Consider the following 22263-nt stretch of genomic DNA (forward strand, 5'->3'; position numbering starts at 1 on the left):
TGGTGGGCATGACCCAGTATCAGACCATCACCGACGAAGACGACGTTCAGCGCGACGGCACGATCAAGCTCCACGGACCGGAAGGGTTCGAGGGCATGCGCAAGGCGGGCCAGCTCGCTGCGCGGATCCTGGACGAAGTGCCCGATCTGGTCCGCCCGGGCGTCACGACCGAGAGCCTGGATACCGCGATTCGCGAGATGATGCTGGATGGCGGGGCGGTTCCGGCGACGCTGGGCTATCGCGGCTATACCCATTCCAGCTGCATCTCGATCAATCACGTGATCTGTCACGGCATCCCCGGCGACAAGACGCTGAAGGATGGCGACATCCTCAATATCGACGTGACCCCGCTGCTCGATGGCTGGCACGGCGATACCAGCCGGATGTACTTCGCGGGCGAACCTTCGCTGAAGGCGAAGAAGCTGGTCGAGGTCACCTACGAATGCCTGATGCTGGGGATCGAGGCGGCGGGCCGTCCGGGGGCGCGGCTGGGCGATATCGGCGCGGCGATCGCGGCGCATGCGAAGCCGCACCGCTATTCGGTGGTGCGCGAGTTCTGCGGCCACGGCGTCGGCCGCCTGTTCCACGACGCCCCGGAAGTCATCCACCAGGCGGAGGCGGGCACCGGCCCGCTGCTGAAGCCGGGAATGTTCTTCACCATCGAACCGATGATCAATCTGGGCAAGCCATGGGCCAAGGTGCTGGGCGACGGCTGGACCGCGGTGACGCGGGACAAATCGCTTTCCGCCCAGTTCGAGCACTCGCTGGCGATAACCGAGAACGGGGTCGAGATCTTTACCGAGAGCCCGACCGGACGGCACAAGCCGCCCTACTGACGATCGGCGCATTTGCGCCGTTCCTTGCGTCGAAGTCCTACACGATGGAACACCTGGAACAGTGTCCTGGGTGCGAAATTCCGCCTTGCGATCGGGGGCCGTGCCTGGTCGTCGATCCGATCGGTGAGGCGCGGTGGACATCGCCCGTTATCTATCCCCGCATCGTAAAGTAGGAAACGGTCCGCGCCCATGGACCTGCCCCTCGGCTAGCCCTCCCGCGCAGCCCGGATCGCCGCGCCCGCGGCGAAGGGTGCGATCGCGCACAGCGCCAGGCTGAGCGCCCCGGCCAGCGCGATGCCACTGTCGCCACCGGTCGACAGGCTGCCGGCACCGAAGATCAGGATCGGCACCGCCAGCGGCAACAGCAGCAGCCCGGCCAGCGCGGCACCCGCGCGCAGGCCCGCCATGAGCGCGGCGATGACCAGCCCGATCGCGGCGAGCCCCGGCGTCCCGGCAAGCAGGCCGAGCAGGACTGTGACCAGCGTCGCGCGGTCGAGATCGAACAGTGCCGCCCCCGGCAGGCAGGCCAGCAACAGGACGGGGGCGAAGCCGCACCAATGCGCGATCAGGCGGCTGGCCATCGCGGTTTCCTCGCCGATGCCGCGCAGCGTGAACTGATCGAGGACGCCTGCCTCCAGGTCCGCCGCCACCAGCCGATCGAGCGGCAGGATCGCGGCAAGGAGGGCGGCGATCCACAACATCGCGGGTCCGGTCCGGCGCAGCAGCGCGGCATCGGGGCCGACCGCAAACGGGTACAGGATCGCGACCGCCAGGAAGAAAGCGAAGACGAGCCCCGCGCCCCCGCGCGCGCCGCCGGGGGCGAGCAGCGCGAGATCGCGGCGCAGCAGGGTGGCGAACATCCCGTTCACCAGGGGTGATCGCGCAGATCGAGCGGTTCGATCGCTTCCCCGGCGAAGGGCTGGTGCGAGGCGATGACCAGCACGCCGCCCCCCTCGCGCCGTTGCCGCATCAGATCCTCCACGATCGCGCGGCTGTCGCTGTCGAGCCCGTTGAAGGGCTCGTCGAGCAGCCAGTGATCGCATCCTTGCGCCAGCAGCCGCGCCCAACCGGCGCGCTTGCGCTGCCCGGTCGACAGATAGCGCACGGGCACTTCGGCAATTCGGGCCAGCCCGACTGCGTCCAGCGCCGGTTGCGCCCGGTCGAGCCGGGACCAGAAGCCCAGCGCCTTGCCCAGCGGTAGGTCGGGATCGAGGGCGGGGCGTTCGTCCAGCAAGCCGACCGTGCCGGTCCAGTGGATGCTCCCGCGTGTTTCGCGCGCTCCATCAGGGGACACCGCCCGGTCGGGTCGCCGCAGTCCGGCGAGGATTTGCAAAAGGCTGGTTTTCCCGATCCCGTTCGGCCCGACGAGGTGCAGCGCGGCCCCGCGTTCCAGCCACAGATCGAGGCCGCCGAACAGCGGGCGGTCGCCCCGGCGGCAGAAAAGCGCCCTTGCCGTTAGCCCGCTCGCTTGCATGACCGCGCGCGATAGGCGATTGCCCGCCCAGCGACAAGCGAAGGCGAATGCGAGGAGATTCCATGGCCGTCGAGAAACTGACCGAAGAGGAACGCGAGAGCTGGCTGACGGCTCTGAAGCAGTGGAACACGTGCGAAGATCGCGACGCCATCTGCCGCACCATCGAATTCGGCGATTTCGGCGAAGCATGGGCGTTCATGAGCCGGGTCGCGCTGCTGGCCGAAAAGCACGATCACCATCCCGAATGGTGCAATGTCTACAACCGGGTGGAAATCACACTGACCACGCACGATGCGGGCGGGCTCTCCCGCCGCGATGTGAAGATGGCCAAGGCGATCGACAGCCTCGCCTGATCGGTTTGCGTCGAAACGGGGCGTTAAATGCCCTCGGCCACCTGCGCTCTTTTGCGCGCGAACTTGCGCAGGCGACCAGGCATCCAGCGGGCCGCTGTCGTCAGCTTGCGCGCGGTCGCGCCCACCGGCCATAGCAGCTTGTCCCCGTGAACCGCTTGCCATGCCGCATCCGCGACTTGCTGCACCGGCGTAATCTCTAGCCCGGCACCGCGCACCCGCTGGCGGATCTGTTCGTTCGCGCCACCGTGGGGGGCGTGGTCGAGCAGCGGCGTGTCGATGAAGCTGGGCATCAGGGCGCGAACCTTGATCCCGTACTGCGCCCATTCGCCGTCGAGCGCCTCGGTCAGGGCACGGACGCCGAACTTGGTCGCGGAATAGACCGACGCGCCCGCCGAACCGTAGATCCCGGCAGCGCTGGAGGTGTTGAGCAGGCACGAGCCGGATCCGACCTTGCGCAGATGCGGCAGCGCTGCCTGCGCGCCGAAGAACACGCCTTTCAGATTGACGTCGAAGCACAGCTCGATCTCTTCGACCGTCATCTCCTCGATCATGCCGCCTAGCGGAATTCCGGCATTGTTGACGACCACGTCGATGCGGCCTTCCGCGACGTCCGAGAATTGATCGAGCGCCTCGTCCCACGCCGCGCGGTCGCGCACATCCAGATCGTAGCAGAAGATGTAGTCGTGCCCGATCAGGCGACAGGTCTGGTCCATGCCCGGCCGGTCTATATCGCCTAGTCCGACGCACCAGCCTTCGCGCCCGAAGCGCATGGCGATGGCGCGCCCGATCCCCGACGCTCCGCCCGTAATGAAAATGGATTTGCGAGGGTGCATGGCCATCTCCTAACGCGACCGCGCTCTGCCACCGTCGGTGCCGGCTTGCCAGCGACGTCGGGAGGCGTAATCCTTATCCTCCAACATTGTCACCGGTGTCTAGGCCCTTCACGTATTCGGCGCCGTCGACGATCTGCGCGGTCGATGCCTCCATCGTGTCTCCGACCGGTTCGGCCCGACCGCCGAGGCAGCTGGCGAGGAAATTCTCGGTCACCGCGTTGAAGGCGATGTTGTTGGTCGGCTTGGCGAAGCCATGCCCCTCGTCGGGGAACAGGACGTAGGTTACGGGAATGTCCTTCGCCTTCATCGCCTCCACGATCTGGTCGCTTTCCGCCTGATTCACGCGCGGATCGTTCGCGCCCTGGCCGATCAGCAGCGGGCGCACGATCCGGTCCGCCTTGTAGAGCGGAGACGCGGCCTTCAGCGCGGCGAGCCCTTCGGGCGTGGACGGATCGCCCATCCGCTCGTGGAACTGCGCCACCATCGGCTTCCAGTAGGGCGGAATTGTGGACAGCAGCGTCTCGAGGTTGGACGGGCCGACGATGTCGACGCCGCAGGCGAAGGTTTCGGGCGTATAGGTCAGGCCGACCAGCGTGGCGTAGCCGCCGTAGGACCCGCCCATGATCGCGACCTTGTCCTTGGGCGCGATACCCTTCTCGACCGCCCAGTTCACCGCGTCGATCAGGTCGTCGTGCATCTTCTTCGACCATTCGAGATTGGCCGCGTTGATGAACTCCTTCCCGAAGCCGGTCGAGCCGCGATAATTGACGCTCATCACCGCATAGCCGCGATTGGCGAGCCACTGGTGATAGGAATTGAAGCCGTAGGCGTCGCGTGCCCACGGCCCGCCATGCACCAGCAGCACCATCGGCACCGGCGCGTCGGGCACGCCGTCGCCGTCGGCATCGCTGCCCGGCGGCAGGGTTAGGTAGCTGGGCAGGGTCAGTCCGTCGCGACTGGTCAGCTCCAGCATCTGCATCGGCTGCAGCGGCGTACCGGTCAGCTCCGGGCGCGAGACGTAGAGCTGTTCCAACGTCCCGGCATCACGATCGTAGAGATAGGCCGCGCTCGGCCCGATTACGGGGTCGTTGCCGACGATCCACTTGCGATCGTCGTCGGTCCGCGACTGGACGCCGAACTCGCCCTCCAGCTTGCTGCCCAGGAAATCGAGCGCCGCCTTCACGTCGGGGTCGAGCGCGGTCCATTCGGTCTTGAGGTAATTGACCGAATAGGCCTCGATCTCTCCGGTATCCTTGTCGCGGATCGAGCCGCCGATGTCGGCCTTGTCGTCCTCGGCCACCAGGCGGGTGTCGCCGGTCGCCATGTCCATCGCCATCAGCGCCGCCGTGTTGCGCCCCCGGCTGTCGTACCAGTACATGGTCCGGCCGTCGCGGGTGAAGCCGGCGGGGCTGGTCGTCAGCGAGTCGCCCAGATCGGTCGAGCTGAATGGCTCGTCCGCGACGACGTTGTCCTCCACCTTGAAGAAATCCATCCCGCCCGCCGGGTTCTGCCGCAGGGCGAGGCGGACGTCGAGATTGTCGTCGGCCATGAAGCCCGCATAGCCGCCGTCGTTCTCGATCAGCTCAGTCAGTTCGCCGGTGTTGAGATCGAGGCTGTAGACGTCGTGCAATTGCGGATCGCGGTTGTTGAGGCCGACCAGCACCTTGTCCTTGATCGTGTCCGACGCGCCGACCAGCTGGACCCGCGTGTTTTCGAACGGGGTGAGGGTGGTCTCCTTACCCGTGGCGACGTTCACACCGTAGAGCAGGAAATTCTCGTCGCCGCCCTTGTCCTGCACGTAGAGCAGGCTCTGCCCGTCGGGTGCCCAGAAGTAGCTGCGGATGGGCCGGTCGGTCGAGGCGGTCATCGGCTTCGCCGCGGAGAGGTCGTCAGCCGGGGCCAGCCAGATATTGAGCGTGCCGTCGCGGGGTGCCAGCCACGAGATGTATTTCCCGTCCGGGCTGATCTGCGCCCCGGCACGCGTCGGGTTTCCGAACAGCGCCTCGCGCGGAATCAGCGGGGCGGTCTGCGTATCAGCGGTCATCGATTGTCCTGTTTGGTGAGGATCGGCCAGCGCGGCCTGCGGCGTGGAAAGGAATGCCGCGACCGCGATACCGGCCAGCAAGGTCTTGCGAATAACGGGTCCGATCGACACGCGCGCTCTCCTTCGCGATGCAAAGTTCCGACCCGCGCGGGAGTATGCGCCTCGCGCGGCGCGATGTCGAGATGGCAGCTACGCGGCGTCAGAGCGTGGGCACGTAATAAGCGTGCCAGGTGAAGATCGCCGCCGCGCCGCGATGGGGGCGCCAGTCCTCCCCGATGGCGCGGGTTTCCTTCTCGCCCGGTGCCTCGTCCAGGCCCACGATGCGGCCCACCGCCTTCTGCACCGCTAGATCGCCCGCGGGCCAGATATTGGGGCGACCTTCCGCGAAGAGCAGGTAGATTTCCGCCGACCAGCGGCCGATCCCCTTGATCCGAGTAAGCAGGGCGATCGCTTCCTCGTCGTCGGCGGGCAGGTTCTCGAAATCGATCTCCCGCGCCTCGACGAGTTCGCACAGCGAGCGGACGTAGCCCTGTTTCTGGCGCGACAGGCCGCAGGCGCGCAACGCATCGAAATCGCGGCCCAGCAGATCGACTGCCGGAATGTCCTCGCCCAGTTCCACCTCCAGCTTGCGCCAGACGCTGTCGGCCGACGCGACGCTCACCTGCTGGCCGACGATGGTGCGCAGCATGGTGCGATAGCCGCGTTCGCGAATGCGCGGTTCGGGATAGCCCGCCACGGCGAGCGCGCGCGCCATGCGCGGGTCGTCCGCCGCAATGGCATCCAGCCCGCTCCTTATCTGATCGGCGGTGAGGCCCATTCGTTCGTCCCCGTGCATCGCTTGTCTTGACGCAACGGCGCGTCTAGCAGTCGCGCCAACGGGCCGAAAGGCCGCACGTAAAAGGTGGGATGACAGCATGCCGAAACTGACGGTGATCACGCGCGAAGGCCAGGAAAGCACGATCGAGGTCGGCGACGGGCTGACCGTGATGGAGGCGATCCGCGACAACGGCTTCGACGAATTGCTGGCGCTGTGCGGCGGCTGCTGCTCGTGCGCGACGTGCCACGTCCATGTCGATCCCGCGTTCAAGGACAAGCTGCCGCCGCTGGGCGAGGACGAGGACGACCTGCTGGAGAGCAGCGAGCATCGCAACGAGGATTCGCGCCTGTCGTGCCAGATCCCCTTCGAACCCGAACTCGACGGGCTTAAGGTCACGATCGCGGCGGAGGACTGATCCCGCACCCGCTGTCCCTTCGGGCAGCGAAGTTCAGGATGCAGGGCGGCAAGCGCATCTGCCTTGCCGCGCGAATACCGTCCGCTTACGCGCGGATGGCATGACGACACATATGACGACTGCCGACACGCTCTCGCTGATCGGCAACACACCGCTGGTTCGCCTGGCCGGACCCAGCGAGGCCGCGGGCTGCGACATCTTCGGCAAATGCGAATTCACCAATCCCGGCGCCTCGGTAAAGGACCGGGCGGCGCTCTTCATCGTCCGCGACGCGGAAGAGAAGGGTCTGCTGAAGCCCGGCGGCACGGTGGTGGAAGGGACCGCGGGCAATACCGGCATCGGCCTGGCGCTGGTCGCCAATGCGCGCGGATACCGCACAATCATCGTGATGCCGGAAAACCAGAGCCGGGAGAAGATGGACACGCTGCGCGCGCTGGGGGCCGAGCTGGTGCTGGTGCCACCGACCAAATACGCCAATCCGGGCCATTTCGTGCACACCTCGCGCCGCCTGGCGGAAGAGACCGAAGGTGCGGTGTGGGCCAACCAGTTCGACAACACCGCCAATCGCAAGGCGCATATCGAGGGTACGGCGAAGGAGCTGTGGGAACAGCTGGACGGGCGGATCGACGGCTTCACTTGTGCGGCGGGCACCGGCGGCACGATCGCGGGCACGGGGATGGGGCTGAAAAGCTACGACGAGGATTGCGTGATCGCGCTGACCGATCCTCATGGCGCGGCGCTCTACAATTATTACGCGCATGGCGAGCTGGAGGCGGAGGGATCGTCCGTCGCGGAAGGGATCGGGCAGGGCCGGATTACCGGCAATCTCGAAGGTGCGCCGATCGACACGCAGTTCCGCATTTCGGACGAGGAAGGCCTGGCATGGGTCGCCCGGCTCCTGCGCGAGGAGGGGCTGTGCCTGGGCCTGTCGAGCGGGGTCAATGTCGCGGGCGCGGTCGCTTTGGGCAAGATGTTGGTCGAACAGGGGCGCGAGGCGCCGCGCGTCGCCACCATCCTGTGCGATACCGGATTCCGCTATCTTTCCACGCTGTACGACGCGGACTGGCTGCGGTCGAAGGACCTGCCGGTGCCCGACTGGTTGCAGGGGCAGGAATGACGGCGTAGAAATCACGCCATGGCGCTGGTCGGAAAACGCAGGAAGGGTGAGGGGCGCATTGCCGCGGCCCCGCTGGGCGGCTCGCGCGGGGAGGCGATGCAGCGCCTGCAGGTCGGGTTGCTCGGCCTCGGCGCGATGATCCTTTCCATCGGCGTTGCCACCGTCGTCACCGACCGGGCCCAGCAGACGGACGATGCCGCGGTGCCCGAAGCGGTCCAGACCGTGGCCGAAAGCGACGGCAAGAAGAACGATCCGCTGGCGGATGCAGGCGTCGTCCCCGATCTGCCGAAGAAGGCGGACGAGAGCCCGGTGCCCGATGGCCCGGTCCTGCCGGAAGCGGGCGATGCCGCGCCTTCTTCCACCGCAACCTAGCTTGCGCGCGCTGTTCGGCCCGATGCTGGCGGTCTGCCTGTCGGCCTGCGGGCCGGCGGAGCCTGCGCAATTGCCACAGCGCGATGGGCCGCCGGCGACGCGTCCGACGCTCGGCCTCGTGTCCACACTGCCGATCTACTGGCCGGAGGGCGGCGCACTGTCCGCACTCGGCGGAGACCCGGACAAGTCGCACTGGGCGCGGGCGGCGCTCGAACGATCCTATCGGCTGGTGCCCGTAGATGCGCTGGACGCGGCGGCGTTGCAGGGGATCGATACCCTCGTCCTCGCGCAGCCGCGCGCCCTGTCCGGCCCGGAGAACGTCGCGCTGGACGACTGGGTGCGCGGGGGCGGCCACGTTCTGGTCTTCGCCGACCCTCTGTTGTCGGGCGAAACCGCCTATCCCCTGGGCGATCCGCGCCGGCCGCAGGATGTCGCGCTGCTCGATCCGATCCTGGCCCGCTGGGGCCTGCGGCTTCTCCCGCCAGGTCACGACCCCCGCGTGTCGCAAGTGCAGGTGGCCGGTGCGATCATTCCCACGGCCAGCGCGGGGCGTTTCGCCAAGCGGGAGCCGGCCGGGGGAGCCAGCGCGGATTGCGTGCTGGAGGCGGGCGATCTGATGGCCGATTGCCGCATCGGAACGGGGCGCGTCGTGGCGGTCGCCGATGCGACTCTGCTGGAGGCGGGATTCGAGACACCCGAGTCGCCAAAGGCGCTGCGGGAACTGGTGGGGATGGCACGGGACGGAAGCGGGGATAACGCGGGAACGGCTGCACCGTGATCCAATACGAGTCTTCCGACACCCCGGAATTCCGATATTTGCCGCCAGGGGTGCCGTAAAGGTTCTGTTAGGCATAGCGGGACACGTTTCGCGAAAATGACTATATAAAACAGTTACTTACCGCGTAATCCCGTAAAAAAACCAGATTTCCCCTTTAATCCCGCGCGGGCACGCGGTAACAAGAAATGCCAACGGACAGGCCGACGTGCTTTGCGCTGCCACAAGGGCAGGTCGCTCGCGATATCGCGCGGGCGACAGCGGAGAAGTCGTGCCGATGTCCGAGGGAGGCGTTCAATTTCCTGGGGTGTAGGGGCACGTGGCCGAGGGGTTCAGAGGGTTTAGCGGACAGGCTTATTCGCCTGCAGGCGACAAGGGGCGCTTCGTGCTGCCCCCTGCCTTCCGCAACGCCGTCAAACTCTCCTCCGATGGCCGCACGCTGTGCCTGACCAAGCACGACCGCTGGAATTGCCTCGTCGGATTCGGCCTTTCGCGCATGGACGAATTCGAGGCGCAGCTCGACCGCGAGGAAGAAATGGCGTTCAAGTTCGGGCGCGACTTCGACCGCGAGCAGCGTTCGCTCCAGCTGAACGGCTTCGCCACCATCCCCTTCGACGACAGCGGCCGCTTCGTGATGCCGGACTATCTGCGCGATCTCGCCGATATCGAGGACGGGCTGTTCTTCCAGGGCGCGGGCCGGTTCTTCACCGCGTGGAACCCGGCCGAGATCGCGCGCATGGGCGACGAATTCGCCGCCGCCAAGGCGGCCTGTGCCGCGCTGGTCGCCGAAGCTTCCGCCAAGGGCAAGGGGAAGGGCAAGTGAGCGCGTCCCCGCATATTCCCGTGCTGCTCCACGAGGTGATCGCGGCGCTCGATCCGCAACCGGGCGACGTCATCGTCGACGCGACCTTCGGGGCGGGCGGCTATACGCGCGCCGTGCTCGAACGCGGGGCGCAGGTCCACGCGTTCGACCGCGATCCCGATGCGATCGCCGCGGCCGCCCCGATGGAGGCGGAGTTCGGCGAGCGGCTGGCGCTCCACCCCGCACGCTTTTCCGCCATGGTGCGCACCCTTGCCGAGGCCGGCATCGCCAGCGTCGACGGGATCATGTTCGACATCGGCGTTTCCTCCATGCAGCTGGACCAGGGGGAGCGGGGCTTCGCCTTCTCCGCCGACGGCCCACTCGACATGCGCATGAGCCAGGAGGGCGAAAGCGCCGCCGATTTCCTCAACGCCGCCGACGAGGGCGCGATCGCCGACGTGCTCTACACCTATGGCGAGGAACGCCAGTCGCGTCGCGTCGCGCGCGCCATCGTCGCCGCCCGTCCGCTTTCGACCACCGGCGAACTGGCCCATGTCGTGCGCAAGGCGTTGGGGTATCGCCCCGGCGCGCCGAAGGACCCGGCGACCCGCACCTTCCAGGCGGTCCGCATCCATGTGAACGCCGAGCTCGACGAATTGCGCCACGGCCTCGCCGCCGCCGAGACGCTGTTGCGGCCCGGCGGACGGCTCGCGGTGGTCAGCTTCCATTCGCTCGAAGACAGGATCGTGAAGCGCTTCCTCAAGGACGCTTCCGAAGCGACCGGCGGCGGCTCCCGACACCTCCCCCTCCAGGAGCAGCCGCCGGCCGTCTTTTCGCAAGTCTCGCGCGCCGTGCGGCCGGGCGAGGCGGAGGTGGTGCGCAACCCCCGCGCCCGCTCCGCCACGCTGCGAAGCGCGGTGCGCACCGACATTCCCGCACGCAAGGAGGCCGCATGATGATCGGTGGTAGCCGCCTGCGCCGCCTGGGCTGGGCAGTCGTCCTGGGCGCGACCTTCGCCCTGTTCCTGGCGCTTACCTTCCAGGTGCGCACGGTGAAGAGCGAGGTCGTTCGCGCCGAGCGGCAGATCGTCGCGCTCGAACGCGAGACCTCCCGCCTCGAAACCGAGTTCGAGACCCGTTCCAACCAGCGCCAGCTGTCGGACTGGAACGCGGTCGATTTCGGCTATCAGGCACCGCGCGCCGACCAGTATTTAGAAAACGAACGCCAGCTGGCGAGCCTGGGTTCGCTGCCCGGCCCCGGCGCGCCGAGCCCGATCCGCGTCGCCCGCGCGATCGACGAGGGCGAGCTTCCCGCGATGGTAAATCCGTTGACCGGTATCGCCGAACTCGCGGCCAAGGATGACGAGGTTGCGGGCGAGAAGGAAAGCGGCCGCTCGCTGACCGCAGATGTGCGCGGTTCGCTGGGTCAGCGCCTGGCGGCAGGCGTCTCGTTCCAGCCGGGGGCCGAGATCGCGCAGTGAACGCCTTCGCCATCGATCCCCCCATCACCTACGGCCGGTCGCGGATCGTCGCCGACCGGCGGATCGCGGTCCTGACGGCCAAGATGCGCGTGCTGATGGTGGCGGGCGGGTTCGCCGTTCTGGCGCTGATCGCGCTGTTGCGGATCGTGTTCTTCGGGATGAGCGGCGCAGGCAGCGGTCCGATGAACCTGCAACAGGCGTTGCTGCCGCCGCGCGGGGAAATCGTCGACCGCAACGGCATGTCGCTGGCGCGCAACTATCCCGCGCGCGCGCTGTGGTTCAATCCCGAGGCGCTGGGCGAGGACGGCGCGCCGCTGGTGCGCTCGCCCCAGCTCGTCGCGCGCGAGCTCAAGGCGATCTTCCCCGATCTGAACGAAGCGGTGGTCGCGCGGCGGCTCGCCTCCGGCAAGCGGGGCTATCTGCGCCGACACGTTCTGCCCGAGGAAGCGAACCGGGTGTTCGACATCGGCGAGCTGGCGCTGGAATTGCCGGAGGAGGCCGACCGCTACTATCCGCAAGGCTCCATGGCCGCGCACGTCCTCGGCTATGTCGGTGCCGACGGCAAGGGCAAGGTCGGCATGGAAGAGGTGCTGCAGGATCGCCTGTCCGACCCCGCGCGTCGAGGCGCGCCGGTGGCGCTGTCGATCGACATGCGCGTGCAGGGCGCGCTGGAGGACGAGCTGAGCCGCGGGATGCGCTCGGTCGAGGCGAAGGGCGCGGCGGGCATCGTGCTCGACGTGGAAACGGGCGAGGTGCTGGCGCTGGCCTCTTTGCCCGAATTCGATCCCAACCATCTCGACCAGCAGGGCGTCGACAACATGTTCAACCGGGTGACGAACCAGGTTTACGAACTCGGATCGACGTTCAAGCCGATCACCGTCGCCTCCGCCATCGATGCGGGCATCGTGCGCGATTTCGGCAAGCGTTACGATGCGACGCCGTTGCGCGTCGGGCGCTTCACCATTCACGATAGCCACAGCATGGGCAATACGCTCAACATTCCCGAAACGCTGATCCATTCGTCCAACACGGTGACCGCGCGACTGGCCGACCAGATCGGCAGCACCAGGCTGCGCCAGACCATGATCGACCTGGGCATGAACGAGCGGCCCTATATCGAACTGCCGGCGAAGGGCTTTCCGATCTGGCCGGGCAAGGACTGGCCCCGCCTGCGCACGATGACGGTCGGGTTCGGCCACGGCATCGCGGTCACGCCGCTCCACCTCGCGAGCGCCTACGCCGCGATGGTCAATGGCGGGATCTGGCGTCCGGCCACCCTGTACAAGGTTGCGCCAGGCCACGCCCCGCGCGGACGGCGGGTGTTCAAGGAATCGACCAGCTCGCGCATGCGCCAGTTGCTGCGTATGATCACCTCGTACGGCACCGGCCGCAGCGCCGACGCGCCGGGCTATCGCGTCGGCGGCAAGACCGGCTCGGCGGAGAAGCCGGGCGCGCACGGTTATCAGAAGAAGCTGCTGATCTCGACCTTCGCGGCGGCCTTCCCGATGGATCATCCACGCTATGTCGTGATCTCCATGCTGGACGAGCCGAAGGGCACGCTGGCGAGTTCCTACCAGCGCACCGCCGCCTGGAACGCGGCCCCTATCGTCGGGCGGCTGGTGCCGCGCATCGGCCCCTTGCTCGGCGTGCGGCCCGACGAGACTCGCGACGTCGATATCTCCGACCTGCGCCCGATGGTGCCGGAAGCGGGAGTGGCGGCCGAATGAAACTCGCCGATCTCGCCTATCAGGCCGGCTTCGACCTTGCCGACGATCCCGTCGGGGGCAAGAACGTCACCGGCTTCGCGATCGACCATCGCAAGGTCGCCCCCGGTACCGTATTCGGTGCCTTTCGCGGCGCGAAGGTGAATGGAGAGGACTTCATCCCTTCCGCCATCGAGAGCGGCGCGATCGCGGTGGTCGCCCGGCCGGAGGCGCGGGTCGAGGGCGCATTCCACTTCGCCGACGCCAATCCGCGCCGCGCCTTCGCGCTGCTGGCCGCGCAGTTCTTCAAGCCGGTGCCCGATACCATCGTCGCGGTGACGGGGACCAACGGCAAGACCTCCACCGTGGAGATGACGCGCCAGCTGTGGCGCATGGCGGGCGAGCGCGCGGCGAGCATCGGCACGCTGGGCGTCACCACGCCCGACGAGAGCGTTTCGACCGGGCTGACAACGCCCGATATCGTGACCTTCCTGTCCAATGTCAGCGGGCTGGCGCGCGAGGGGGTGACGCACATCGCCTACGAAGCGTCCAGCCACGGTCTGTCGCAATACCGCAACGAAGGGCTGCCCGTCGCGGCGGCCGCGTTCACCAATCTCAGCCGCGACCATCTCGACTACCACGTCGACATGGACGATTATTTCGCGGCCAAGATGCGCCTGTTCGACGAGGTGGTGGTCGATGGCGGCAGCGCGGTGATCTGGACCGATGGCGGCGACTGGAGCGCACGCGCGATCGATCATGCGCAGCGGCGGGGTCTCAAGCCGTTTACCGTGGGCGCGGACGGCAGCGACATCCGCCTGGTCGATCGATCGCCGACCCAGCTCGGGCAGGACCTGACGCTCGAAACCGGAGGCGAAACGCGCAAGCTGCGCCTGCCGCTGATCGGTGCATACCAGGTGTCGAACGCGCTCGTCGCGGCGGGGCTCGCCATCGCGACGGGTACGGACCCGGCCCGCGTGTGGGACGAGGTCGCGCGGCTTCAGCCGGTGCGCGGGCGGCTCGAACGCGCGGTCATCACGCGCGACGGGGCGCCGGTCTATATCGATTACGCCCATACGCCCGAAGCGCTGGAGGCCGCGATCGAGGCGCTTCGCCCGCATGTGAACGGGAGGTTGATCACCGTCTTCGGCGCGGGCGGCGACCGCGATACCGGCAAGCGCGCCCCGATGGGCGAAGTCGCCGCGCGCGCTTCCGACATCGCCATCGTTACCGACGACAATCCGCGTGGAGAGGACCCAGCCGCGATCCGTGCGGCGGTGCTGGCCGGAGCGGGTGATGGCGATATTCGCGAGATCGGCAGCCGACGCGATGCCATCGCGACCGCGATCGGGATGGCCGCCGCGGACGACATCGTCCTGATCGCGGGCAAGGGACACGAACAGGGCCAGATCGTGGGCTCGGGAGACGATATGAAGATATTGCCGTTCGACGATGTGACGGTGGCGCGCGAATGTGCGTCCGGGTCGGGAGACGAGGCATGAACGCGCTGCGCCAGCCGCATCCCGCCCTGCGCCAGTGGCCGCGCGTCGCACGCGACCGGCTCGGCCTGGCGCTGTGGACGTCGGAAGAGATCGCCGCCGCTACCGGGGGCACGGCCAGCACCGCGTTCCAGTGCGCGGGGGTCGAGATGGACAGCCGCGATGTGCGTTCGGGCGACCTGTTCGTTGCGCTGAAAGGCGATGCGATGGACGGCCATCGTTTCGTCGAGAAAGCCTTTGCGTCCGGAGCTGCCGCCGCGCTGGTCGATCGCCCGGTCGATGGACCGCATGTGCTGGTGGAGGATACCACCGCCGCGCTCCACGCCCTTGCCGCCGCCGCGCGGACGCGCTCCGATGCGAAGCGGATCGGCGTCACCGGGTCGGTCGGCAAGACCGGCGTGAAGGAGGCGATCTTCGCCGCGCTGGACCGTTCCAGCCGCGGGCAGGCGCATCGTTCGGTGCGCAGCTACAACAATCATGTCGGTGTGCCGCTCAGTGTGGCGCGCATGCCCGCCCGCGCGCGTTACGGCGTGTTCGAGATGGGCATGAACCATGCGGGCGAGATCGCCGGGCTGACCCGGCAGGTCTGCCCGCATGTCGCGGTGGTCACCACCATCGCGCCCGCCCATATCGAGAACCTCGGCAGCGAGGAGGCGATCGCCGATGCCAAGGCGGAGATCTTTGCCGGGCTGGAACCGGGCGGGGTCGCGGTCATCCCGTTCGACAACCCGCATTTCGAGCGGCTGCGTGATCACGCGACCGAGATCGGCGCGCGGGTCATGGCCTTCGGGCGCGGGGCGGGGGCGGACGTGCGCCTGCTCGATGCGATCCCGGCCGCGAATGGCGGCTCGCTCATCACCGCGCAGGTGGGCGATACGCGGCTGTGCTGCTCGGTCGCGGAGCCGGGGGGGCATTGGGTGTCGAACGCGCTCGCCGTCCTGGCGGCGGTGAAGGCGGCGGGCGGCGACCTGGCCGCCGCGGGCCTCGCGCTCGCGGAGATGGGCGGCCTCAAGGGGCGCGGCGCGCGGCACCAGATCGGCGTGCCGGGCGGCAAGGCCCTGCTGATCGACGAAAGCTACAACGCCAACCCTGCCTCCATGCGCGCAACGTTGGCGCAACTCGGCCAGACGCCCGCCGGTCGCCGCATCGCGGTGCTCGGCAGCATGAAGGAGCTGGGCGACTTTTCGGATGGTTTCCATGCGCAGCTGGCGGAGCCGCTGCGCGCGACGCAGGTCGACTTCGCGGTGCTGGTGGGCGAGGAAATGCTCCCCCTCGCGCGCGAACTGGGGAAACCGACCGCCACCCCCCTTCCGCCCACGCACGGCTTCGCCCATTGCGAAGGTCCGGCCGAGGCGATAGCCGCGCTGCAGGAATACGGCCTCGTCCCGGGGGACGCGATCCTGGTCAAGGGGTCGAACTCGGTCGGGCTCGGCAGGCTGGTGGACCACTTCACCCGCCGCAACTGAAGGGGAGCCGGGAAGGCCGCATGCTCTATCTGCTCGCCGATTGGCTGGATTACGCAGGACCGCTGAACCTCGTTCGCTACCAGACCTTCCGCGCAGGCGCGACGCTGATGACCGCGCTCGTCATCGGCCTGATCGTCGGCCCGCGGCTGATCGACCTGTTGCGCGTGCGGCAGGGGAAGGGGCAGCCGATCCGCGAGGACGGGCCGCAGACGCATCTGGCGAAGCGCGGCACGCCCACCATGGGCGGGCTGATGATCCTGCTCTCGCTGATCCTCAGCCTGCTGATCTGGATGGACCTGTCCAGCCCGTTCGTCTGGGCCTGCGTCGCCGTGACCGTGGGTTTCGGCGCGATCGGTTTCATGGACGATCTCGACAAGGTGACGAAGAACAGCCACCGCGGCGTTTCGGGCAAGGTTCGCCTGTTGCTGGAATTCATCGTGGCGGGGATCGCGAGCTACATCGTGGTCAGCCAGATCAGCACCTGGCTCTACGTCCCCTTCGTATCGAACCAGGCGATTCCGCTGGGGCCGTTCTACTACGTCTTCGCCGCGGTGGTAATCGTGGGGGCGGGTAATGCGGTGAACCTGACCGACGGGCTGGACGGCCTCGCGATCATGCCGGTCATCATCGCGTCGGGCACCTTCGCCATCATCTGCTACCTCGCGGGCCGTGCCGACTTTTCGAGCTATCTCGGCATTCCGCATGTGCCGGGTGCGGGCGAGCTGGCGATCTTCTGCGCCGCGATCATGGGCGGGGGGCTTGCCTTCCTGTGGTTCAACGCCCCTCCGGCCGCTGTGTTCATGGGCGATACCGGCAGTCTCGCACTGGGCGGGGCGCTGGGCGCGATTGCGGTGGCAAGCCACCACGAGATCGTGCTCGCCATCGTCGGCGGGCTGTTCGTGTTCGAGGCGCTCAGCGTCATCATCCAGGTTTTCTGGTTCAAGCGGACGGGCAAGCGCGTGTTCCGCATGGCCCCCGTCCACCACCATTTCGAGCAGCTCGGCTGGAGCGAGAGCAAGGTCGTGATCCGGTTCTGGATCATCGCCATCGTGCTCGCGCTGATCGGGCTGGCGACGCTCAAGCTGCGATGATCACGAACCCCACCTGGTCCGGCAAGCGCTTCGCCGTCCTCGGCCTCGCCCGATCGGGCATGGCCACGGCTGAGGCGCTGCTCGCGAGCGGGGCGGAGGTCCTCGCCTGGGACCGGCAGGACGAACCGCGCGAGAAGCTGGCCGGGCGCGCCCGCATCGGCGACCCGCTGGTGGAGGACCTGACAGGGTTCGACGGCGTGGTGGTCTCGCCCGGCGTGCCGCTCAACACCCACCCGATCGGCCCGCGCGCGCAAAGCTTCGGCGTGCCGGTGATCGGAGATATCGAGCTGTTCGCGCAGGCGCGCCCCACGCTGCCGTCGCACAAGGTGGTCGGCATCACCGGCACCAATGGCAAGAGCACGACCACCGCGCTGGTGCATCACATCCTCCAGACCGCGGGTGTGCCGACGCGGATGGGCGGCAATATCGGCATTCCAGTGCTGGAAGGCGATCCCTTACCCGAAGGCGGGGTCTATGTCCTCGAACTGTCGAGCTACCAGATCGACCTGACGCGCACGCTCGACTGCGATGTGGCGGTGCTGCTAAACATCACGCCCGACCATCTCGACCGGTACGAGAATTTCGAAGCCTATGCGGCGAGCAAGGGTCGGCTTTTCGCGATGCAAAGCGAAGATCACTACGGGGTGATCTCGACGAGCACTGAAGCGGCGATGGATCAATATGAGCGATATCCGCACACCCTTCTCAGTGACGTTACGCCGCATCTTGATAGCCTCGATAATTATGCCGCGCTGAAAGGTCCGCATAATCTCGAGAACCTTGCCGCCGCCGGATATGTTTGTCGTTGGCTGGGTGTGAGCGAGAAACAGCTAAGGGCAGGTTTCAGAACCTTCCGCGGTTTGCCGCACCGGATGGAGTTCGTGCGCGAGGAGGCGGGCGTAGTCTATCTCAACGACAGCAAGGCAACCAACACCGCCTCCGCCGCCCCCGCGCTCGCCGCGTGGCCCCCGGACCCGGAGCCGCGGGTGCACTGGATCGTCGGCGGGCTGGCGAAGGAAGACGGGCTGGGCGAGTGCGAGCAGCATCTCGGAAACATCGCCGCCGCCTACACCATCGGCGATTCGGGGCCGCGGTTTGCGGAGTTGCTGGAAGGCCGCGTACCCGTGAACCGCTGCGAATTGCTGTGCGAGGCGGTGCGCCGCGCGGTTCTGAACGCGAAGCGGGGCGACGTCGTGCTGCTCTCGCCCGCCTGCGCCAGCTTCGACCAATTTCGTGATTACGAGCAGCGCGGCGATCATTTCCGCCAGCTGGTCGACGCCATTCTGAATGATGGCGGCAGCGGGGACCACGCGGCATGAACTCGCGGCCCTATGTTCCTGGCAGCCCCGCGCGCGCCGGTGCACCGGTGCGGCGCGCGACCGGGCGCTGGTCCGAAGTGAAAATCTGGTGGCGCGAGATCGACCGCGTCCTGCTGGCGCTCGTCCTGTGCCTGATGGCGATGGGCAGCATCGCGGTCGCGGCGGCCTCCCCTGCATCGGCGCGGCGTCTGTCCAGCGGCGAAGTCACCTTGCCCGACCTCTATTTCTTCTGGGCGCACTTGCGCTGGCAGATACTGGGCCTGTGCGCGATGATCGGGGCGTCCTTCCTCGACCGCGAGCATGCCCGCCGGCTGGGCATCGTGCTGGCCGTGGCGATGCTGGGCGCCCTCGTCTTCGTTCCGGTGCTGGGTTACGAGGTCAACGGGGCGAAGCGCTGGATCAATCTGGGTTTCAGCTTCCAGCCGTCGGAATTCCTGAAGCCGGGCTTCGCGATCCTGCTCGCCTGGGTCCTGTCGTGGCGGTTGCGCGATCCCAATCTCCCCGTGCTCAGCGTGGCGACCGGGCTGATGGTGCTGGTCGGCGGATTGCTGATGCTGCAACCCAATCTGGGCGATGCCATCCTGTTCGGCGGGGTGTGGCTGGTGCTGCTGACGCTTTCCGGCATGCCGCTGATCCGGGTCGGCGCGTTTATCGGCGGCGGCATGGGCGCGCTCGGCCTCGCCTATCTGTTCTACGACAACGCTCGTCACCGGATCGATTCCTTCTTCGGCGGGGGCGTTGCATTCGACCAGGTGGACCTGGCGCAGCGGACCCTGTTGGCGGGCGGCTGGTCGGGCACGGGGTTCTGGCTGGGGCTGCGCAAGATGCAGCTGCCCGAAGCGCATACCGACTATATCTTCTCGGTCATCGGGGAGGAATTCGGGTTGATCGTATGCGCCATCGTGGTGGCGCTCTATCTCGCCATCGTCACCCGCGTGCTGGTGCGGCTGGTGGAGGAGGAAAACCTGTTCGCGCTGCTCGCGTCGGCGGGGCTGGTGACGCAGCTCGGCGGACAGGCCTTCATCAACATCCTCGTCAATTTGCGGCTTTTCCCGTCGAAGGGTATGACGCTGCCGCTGGTGAGCTATGGCGGTTCGTCGACCATCGCGGTATGTCTGGCGGTCGGGCTGCTGCTCGCGCTCACGCGGCGAAACCCCTTCATCACGCGGGAGACGCAGGGGCTCCGGGCCCTGTTCGCGACACGGGAGACATCGCAATGACCGGCACGACCCGCACCGGGGCTTCGCGCCATTACGTTCTCGCCGCCGGGGGCACCGGCGGGCACCTGATCCCCGCCTTCGCACTGGCGGACGAGCTGCACGCGCGCGGGCACCACGTCGCGCTCCTCACCGATGCGCGGGGTGCGGCCATTCCGGGCAAGCCGGACGATCTGCCGGTCCATGTCATTCCCGCCGGTCGCTTCGGCAAGAACCCGCTTGGCTGGCCCAAGGCGATCGGGGCGGTGCTGCAGGGCCGGGCCATGGCGCGCCGCCTGTTCACCAATTTCCAGCCGAGCGCCGTCGTCGGCTTCGGCGGCTATCCCGCGCTGCCTGCGGTCATGGGCGCCAATGCCGAAAAAATCCCGGTCGTGCTGCACGAACAGAACGCCGTGCTGGGCCGCGTCAACCGACTGATGGCAAGCAATGTCCGCGCGATCGCGACCGCTTACCCGGTGGTCGAGCGCCTGCCGGCGCAGCATCGGGACAAGGTGGAACTGGTCGGCAATCCGGTGCGCCCGGAGGTGCTGAGCCTGCGCGACGAGCCGTTCCCGCCCTTCACCGAGAACGGCTTGCTCAAGGTGCTCGTTACCGGCGGCAGCCAGGGTGCGCGAGTCCTGTCCGAAGTGGTGCCGGACGGGCTCGCCATGCTGCCGACCGCCCTGCGTCAGCGGTTGCAGGTCACGCAGCAGTGCCGGCCAGAGGATCTGGAGGCGGTGCGCGAGCGCTATCGCAGCCACGACATCCCCGCCGAACTCGGCACCTATTTCAAGAATATGGCGGCGCGGCTCGCCGATGCGCATCTGTTCATCGGTCGCGCCGGGGCCTCCACCATCGCTGAGCTTACCGCGGTGGGCCGCCCGGCGATCCTGATCCCGCTGCCGATCGCGACCGACGATCACCAGGCGGCCAATACGCGGGAGATCGTGAAAGCGGGCGGCGCGCGGATGATCCGGCAGAGCGAGTTCACCGCGAAAGCACTCGCCAAGCAGATTCAGGCGCTGAGCCAGCGGCACGAGACGCTCGCCACCGCAGCCCATGCGGCGTGGAATTGCGGGCGACCCGACGCGGCGAAGGACCTCGCCGATCTGGTCGAAAGCTTCGGCGGGGCGGAAATGATGGATGTGATCAAAGTGGGCGCGAACAATGCGCGCGGCGCGTCGCAGGGCGTCGCCGTGGGTCAGGGTGCCAGTCGCGAAGCTGCGCGGGACACCGTGGCATGAGGGGCGTGCCGACCGATATCGGGATGATCCACTTCGTCGGCATCGGCGGGATCGGCATGTCCGGCATTGCCGAGGTGATGCACAATCTCGGTTACCAGGTGCAGGGCTCCGACCTGTCGGAAAGCCAGACGGTCGAGCGGCTGCGCGCCCGCGGGATCGAAGTGATGATCGGCCATGTGGCCGAGAACGTGGAAGGCGCGTCGGTGGTGGTGACCTCCACTGCGGTGAAGCGGACCAATCCCGAAGTGGCCGCCGCGCTGGAACACCGCGTGCCGGTGGTCCGGCGCGCCGAGATGCTGGCCGAGCTGATGCGCCTGAAAAGCACGGTCGCGATCGCGGGTACGCATGGCAAGACGACGACCACCAGCATGATCGCCGCGCTGCTCGATGCGGGCGGCATCGACCCGACCGTGATTAATGGCGGGATCATCGAGCAGTACGGCTCCAACGCGCGGCTTGGCGATTCCGACTGGATGGTGGTCGAGGCGGACGAGAGCGACGGTAGCTTCCTGCGGCTCGACGGCACGATCGCGGTCGTGACCAATATCGATCCCGAACATCTCGACCATTACGGCGATTTCGAAGGGGTGAAGCGCGCCTTCGTCGACTTCATTCACAACGTCCCGTTCTACGGCGCGGCGATCCTGTGCATCGACCATCCGGAGGTGCAGGCGGTGATCGGCAAAGTCCGCGACCGGCGCGTGGTGACCTACGGCTTCTCTCTCCAGGCCGACATCTGCGGCATCAACGTGCAGCCGCACAAGGGCGGCAGCCGGTTCGACGTGATCGTGCGCCAGCGGGGGGAACAGGATCGGCGGATCGAAGACGTCGAACTGCCGATGCCGGGGCGTCACAACGTGCAGAACGCGCTTGCCGCGATCGCGGTCTCGATCGAGATGGGTTGCGGCGACGGCGTCATTCGCGACGGATTCGGCCAGTTCGGCGGGGTGCGACGCCGCTTCACCCGGGTCGGTACCGTCGGCGGCGCGACTGTGATCGACGACTATGCGCACCACCCGGTGGAAATCCGAGCGGTGCTGGCCGCCGCGCGCGAGAGCACCGGCAACCGCGTGCTCGCGGTGATGCAGCCGCACCGCTATTCGCGGCTCGGCGACCTGATGGAAGACTTCCAGAACTGCTTCAACGACGCCGACCGCGTCTATGTTACCCCGGTCTATGCCGCGGGTGAGGACCCGGTGGACGGCGTCGATGCGGAGACGCTGGTGGGCGGCCTGCAATTGCGCGGCCATCGCAATGCGCGGACGGTGCGCGACCAGGGTGATCTCGCGCAGGCGCTGGCCCAGGACATCGAAGAAGGCGATCTGATCGTCTGTCTCGGCGCGGGCGACATCACCAAATGGGCGGCCGGCCTTCCCGAAGCCATCGAGAGGGCGCGCGCATGAGGGGCGGGAATACCCAGCCCGACG

At 67.5% G+C, this 22263-nt stretch carries 22 protein-coding genes; 17 read left to right on the top strand and 5 right to left on the bottom strand.

Translation table 11 applies throughout. From position 1 onward, the window contains the following. The first annotated feature begins 8 nt into the window (after positions 1-8). Positions 9-836 (top strand): type I methionyl aminopeptidase, encoded by an 828-nt coding sequence (map, locus tag MKP08_RS07125; protein ID WP_241553192.1) that lies wholly within the window; start codon positions 9-11, stop codon positions 834-836. A 206-nt stretch (positions 837-1042) separates the two neighbouring features. Here the strand turns inward: map and MKP08_RS07130 are convergent, their stop codons facing one another. Together MKP08_RS07130 and ccmA are read right to left on the bottom strand one after the other, a co-directional pair. Next, entirely contained in the window at positions 1043-1696 is a 654-nt protein-coding gene (locus tag MKP08_RS07130) for a heme exporter protein CcmB (protein WP_241555555.1), read from the bottom strand. A gap of 5 nt (positions 1697-1701) precedes the next feature. Continuing rightward, complete coding sequence (gene ccmA / locus MKP08_RS07135) at positions 1702-2310, bottom strand: heme ABC exporter ATP-binding protein CcmA (RefSeq protein ID WP_241553193.1); 609 nt, start codon at positions 2308-2310, stop codon at positions 1702-1704. Between the two features lie 62 nt (positions 2311-2372). Here ccmA and MKP08_RS07140 point away from each other — a divergent pair, with 62 nt between their 5' ends. Then, positions 2373-2663, top strand: a complete 291-nt coding sequence (locus MKP08_RS07140; protein ID WP_215228781.1) for a 4a-hydroxytetrahydrobiopterin dehydratase — start codon at positions 2373-2375, stop codon at positions 2661-2663. Positions 2664-2686: 23 nt separating this feature from the next. Here MKP08_RS07140 and MKP08_RS07145 read toward each other — a convergent pair whose 3' ends face one another. From MKP08_RS07145 to MKP08_RS07155, 3 genes are all read right to left on the bottom strand, one after another. Next, complete coding sequence (locus MKP08_RS07145; RefSeq protein WP_241553194.1) at positions 2687-3496, bottom strand: SDR family oxidoreductase; 810 nt, start codon at positions 3494-3496, stop codon at positions 2687-2689. 73 nt (positions 3497-3569) lie between these two features. Beyond that, on the bottom strand, positions 3570-5651 hold the full coding sequence (locus MKP08_RS07150) for an alpha/beta fold hydrolase (RefSeq protein WP_373418075.1): 2082 nt from the start codon (positions 5649-5651) through the stop codon (positions 3570-3572). 88 nt (positions 5652-5739) lie between these two features. Continuing rightward, a complete protein-coding gene (locus MKP08_RS07155; RefSeq protein ID WP_241553195.1) occupies positions 5740-6357 on the bottom strand; it encodes a DNA-3-methyladenine glycosylase in 618 nt (205 codons plus the stop codon). A gap of 97 nt (positions 6358-6454) precedes the next feature. On the opposite strand from MKP08_RS07155, the gene MKP08_RS07160 reads away from it, so the two are divergent. The 15 genes from MKP08_RS07160 to murC all read left to right on the top strand — a co-directional run bounded on the left by MKP08_RS07160 (position 6455) and on the right by murC (position 22239). After that, entirely contained in the window at positions 6455-6772 is a 318-nt protein-coding gene (locus MKP08_RS07160) for a 2Fe-2S iron-sulfur cluster-binding protein (protein WP_241553196.1), read from the top strand. Positions 6773-6872: 100 nt separating this feature from the next. Next, a complete protein-coding gene (locus tag MKP08_RS07165; RefSeq protein ID WP_241553197.1) occupies positions 6873-7889 on the top strand; it encodes a cysteine synthase A in 1017 nt (338 codons plus the stop codon). An 18-nt stretch (positions 7890-7907) separates the two neighbouring features. Further along, positions 7908-8261 (top strand): hypothetical protein, encoded by a 354-nt coding sequence (locus MKP08_RS07170; RefSeq protein WP_241553198.1) that lies wholly within the window; start codon positions 7908-7910, stop codon positions 8259-8261. Further along, a complete protein-coding gene (locus MKP08_RS07175; protein ID WP_256970023.1) occupies positions 8233-9039 on the top strand; it encodes a GldG family protein in 807 nt (268 codons plus the stop codon). The genes MKP08_RS07170 and MKP08_RS07175 overlap by 29 nt, the downstream gene beginning before the upstream one ends. Before the next feature lie 316 nt (positions 9040-9355). Continuing rightward, positions 9356-9859, top strand: coding sequence for a division/cell wall cluster transcriptional repressor MraZ (locus MKP08_RS07180; RefSeq protein ID WP_215228774.1), 504 nt, complete (start codon positions 9356-9358; stop codon positions 9857-9859). Continuing rightward, a complete protein-coding gene (gene rsmH / locus MKP08_RS07185) occupies positions 9856-10794 on the top strand; it encodes a 16S rRNA (cytosine(1402)-N(4))-methyltransferase RsmH (RefSeq protein ID WP_241553200.1) in 939 nt (312 codons plus the stop codon). The genes MKP08_RS07180 and rsmH overlap by 4 nt, the downstream gene beginning before the upstream one ends. Further along, positions 10791-11318 carry a hypothetical protein gene (locus tag MKP08_RS07190; protein ID WP_241553201.1) on the top strand — a complete coding sequence of 176 codons (528 nt, stop codon included), beginning with the start codon at positions 10791-10793 and terminating at the stop codon, positions 11316-11318. Before rsmH ends, MKP08_RS07190 begins: the two co-directional genes overlap by 4 nt. Beyond that, positions 11315-13045 carry a penicillin-binding protein 2 gene (locus tag MKP08_RS07195; RefSeq protein ID WP_241553202.1) on the top strand — a complete coding sequence of 577 codons (1731 nt, stop codon included), beginning with the start codon at positions 11315-11317 and terminating at the stop codon, positions 13043-13045. The genes MKP08_RS07190 and MKP08_RS07195 overlap by 4 nt, the downstream gene beginning before the upstream one ends. Further along, a complete protein-coding gene (locus MKP08_RS07200; protein ID WP_241553203.1) occupies positions 13042-14523 on the top strand; it encodes a UDP-N-acetylmuramoyl-L-alanyl-D-glutamate--2,6-diaminopimelate ligase in 1482 nt (493 codons plus the stop codon). Before MKP08_RS07195 ends, MKP08_RS07200 begins: the two co-directional genes overlap by 4 nt. Continuing rightward, positions 14520-15986 carry a UDP-N-acetylmuramoyl-tripeptide--D-alanyl-D-alanine ligase gene (murF, locus tag MKP08_RS07205; protein ID WP_241553204.1) on the top strand — a complete coding sequence of 489 codons (1467 nt, stop codon included), beginning with the start codon at positions 14520-14522 and terminating at the stop codon, positions 15984-15986. The genes MKP08_RS07200 and murF overlap by 4 nt, the downstream gene beginning before the upstream one ends. Before the next feature lie 20 nt (positions 15987-16006). Further along, positions 16007-17077 (top strand): phospho-N-acetylmuramoyl-pentapeptide-transferase, encoded by a 1071-nt coding sequence (mraY, locus tag MKP08_RS07210; protein ID WP_241553205.1) that lies wholly within the window; start codon positions 16007-16009, stop codon positions 17075-17077. Continuing rightward, the gene (murD, locus tag MKP08_RS07215; protein WP_241553206.1) at positions 17074-18396 is read left to right on the top strand and encodes a UDP-N-acetylmuramoyl-L-alanine--D-glutamate ligase; all 1323 of its coding nucleotides are present in this window, start codon (positions 17074-17076) and stop codon (positions 18394-18396) included. Before mraY ends, murD begins: the two co-directional genes overlap by 4 nt. Further along, positions 18393-19616: an FtsW/RodA/SpoVE family cell cycle protein gene (locus MKP08_RS07220; protein ID WP_241553207.1), complete on the top strand. Its 1224-nt coding sequence runs from the start codon at positions 18393-18395 to the stop codon at positions 19614-19616. The genes murD and MKP08_RS07220 overlap by 4 nt, the downstream gene beginning before the upstream one ends. Further along, the gene (murG, locus tag MKP08_RS07225; RefSeq protein WP_241553208.1) at positions 19613-20836 is read left to right on the top strand and encodes an undecaprenyldiphospho-muramoylpentapeptide beta-N-acetylglucosaminyltransferase; all 1224 of its coding nucleotides are present in this window, start codon (positions 19613-19615) and stop codon (positions 20834-20836) included. The genes MKP08_RS07220 and murG overlap by 4 nt, the downstream gene beginning before the upstream one ends. Continuing rightward, the gene (gene murC / locus MKP08_RS07230) at positions 20833-22239 is read left to right on the top strand and encodes a UDP-N-acetylmuramate--L-alanine ligase (RefSeq protein WP_241553209.1); all 1407 of its coding nucleotides are present in this window, start codon (positions 20833-20835) and stop codon (positions 22237-22239) included. The genes murG and murC overlap by 4 nt, the downstream gene beginning before the upstream one ends. Positions 22240-22263 lie beyond the last annotated feature (24 nt).

The organism is Erythrobacter sp. LQ02-29, from assembly GCF_022576075.2.
GTDB lineage: Bacteria > Pseudomonadota > Alphaproteobacteria > Sphingomonadales > Sphingomonadaceae > Alteriqipengyuania.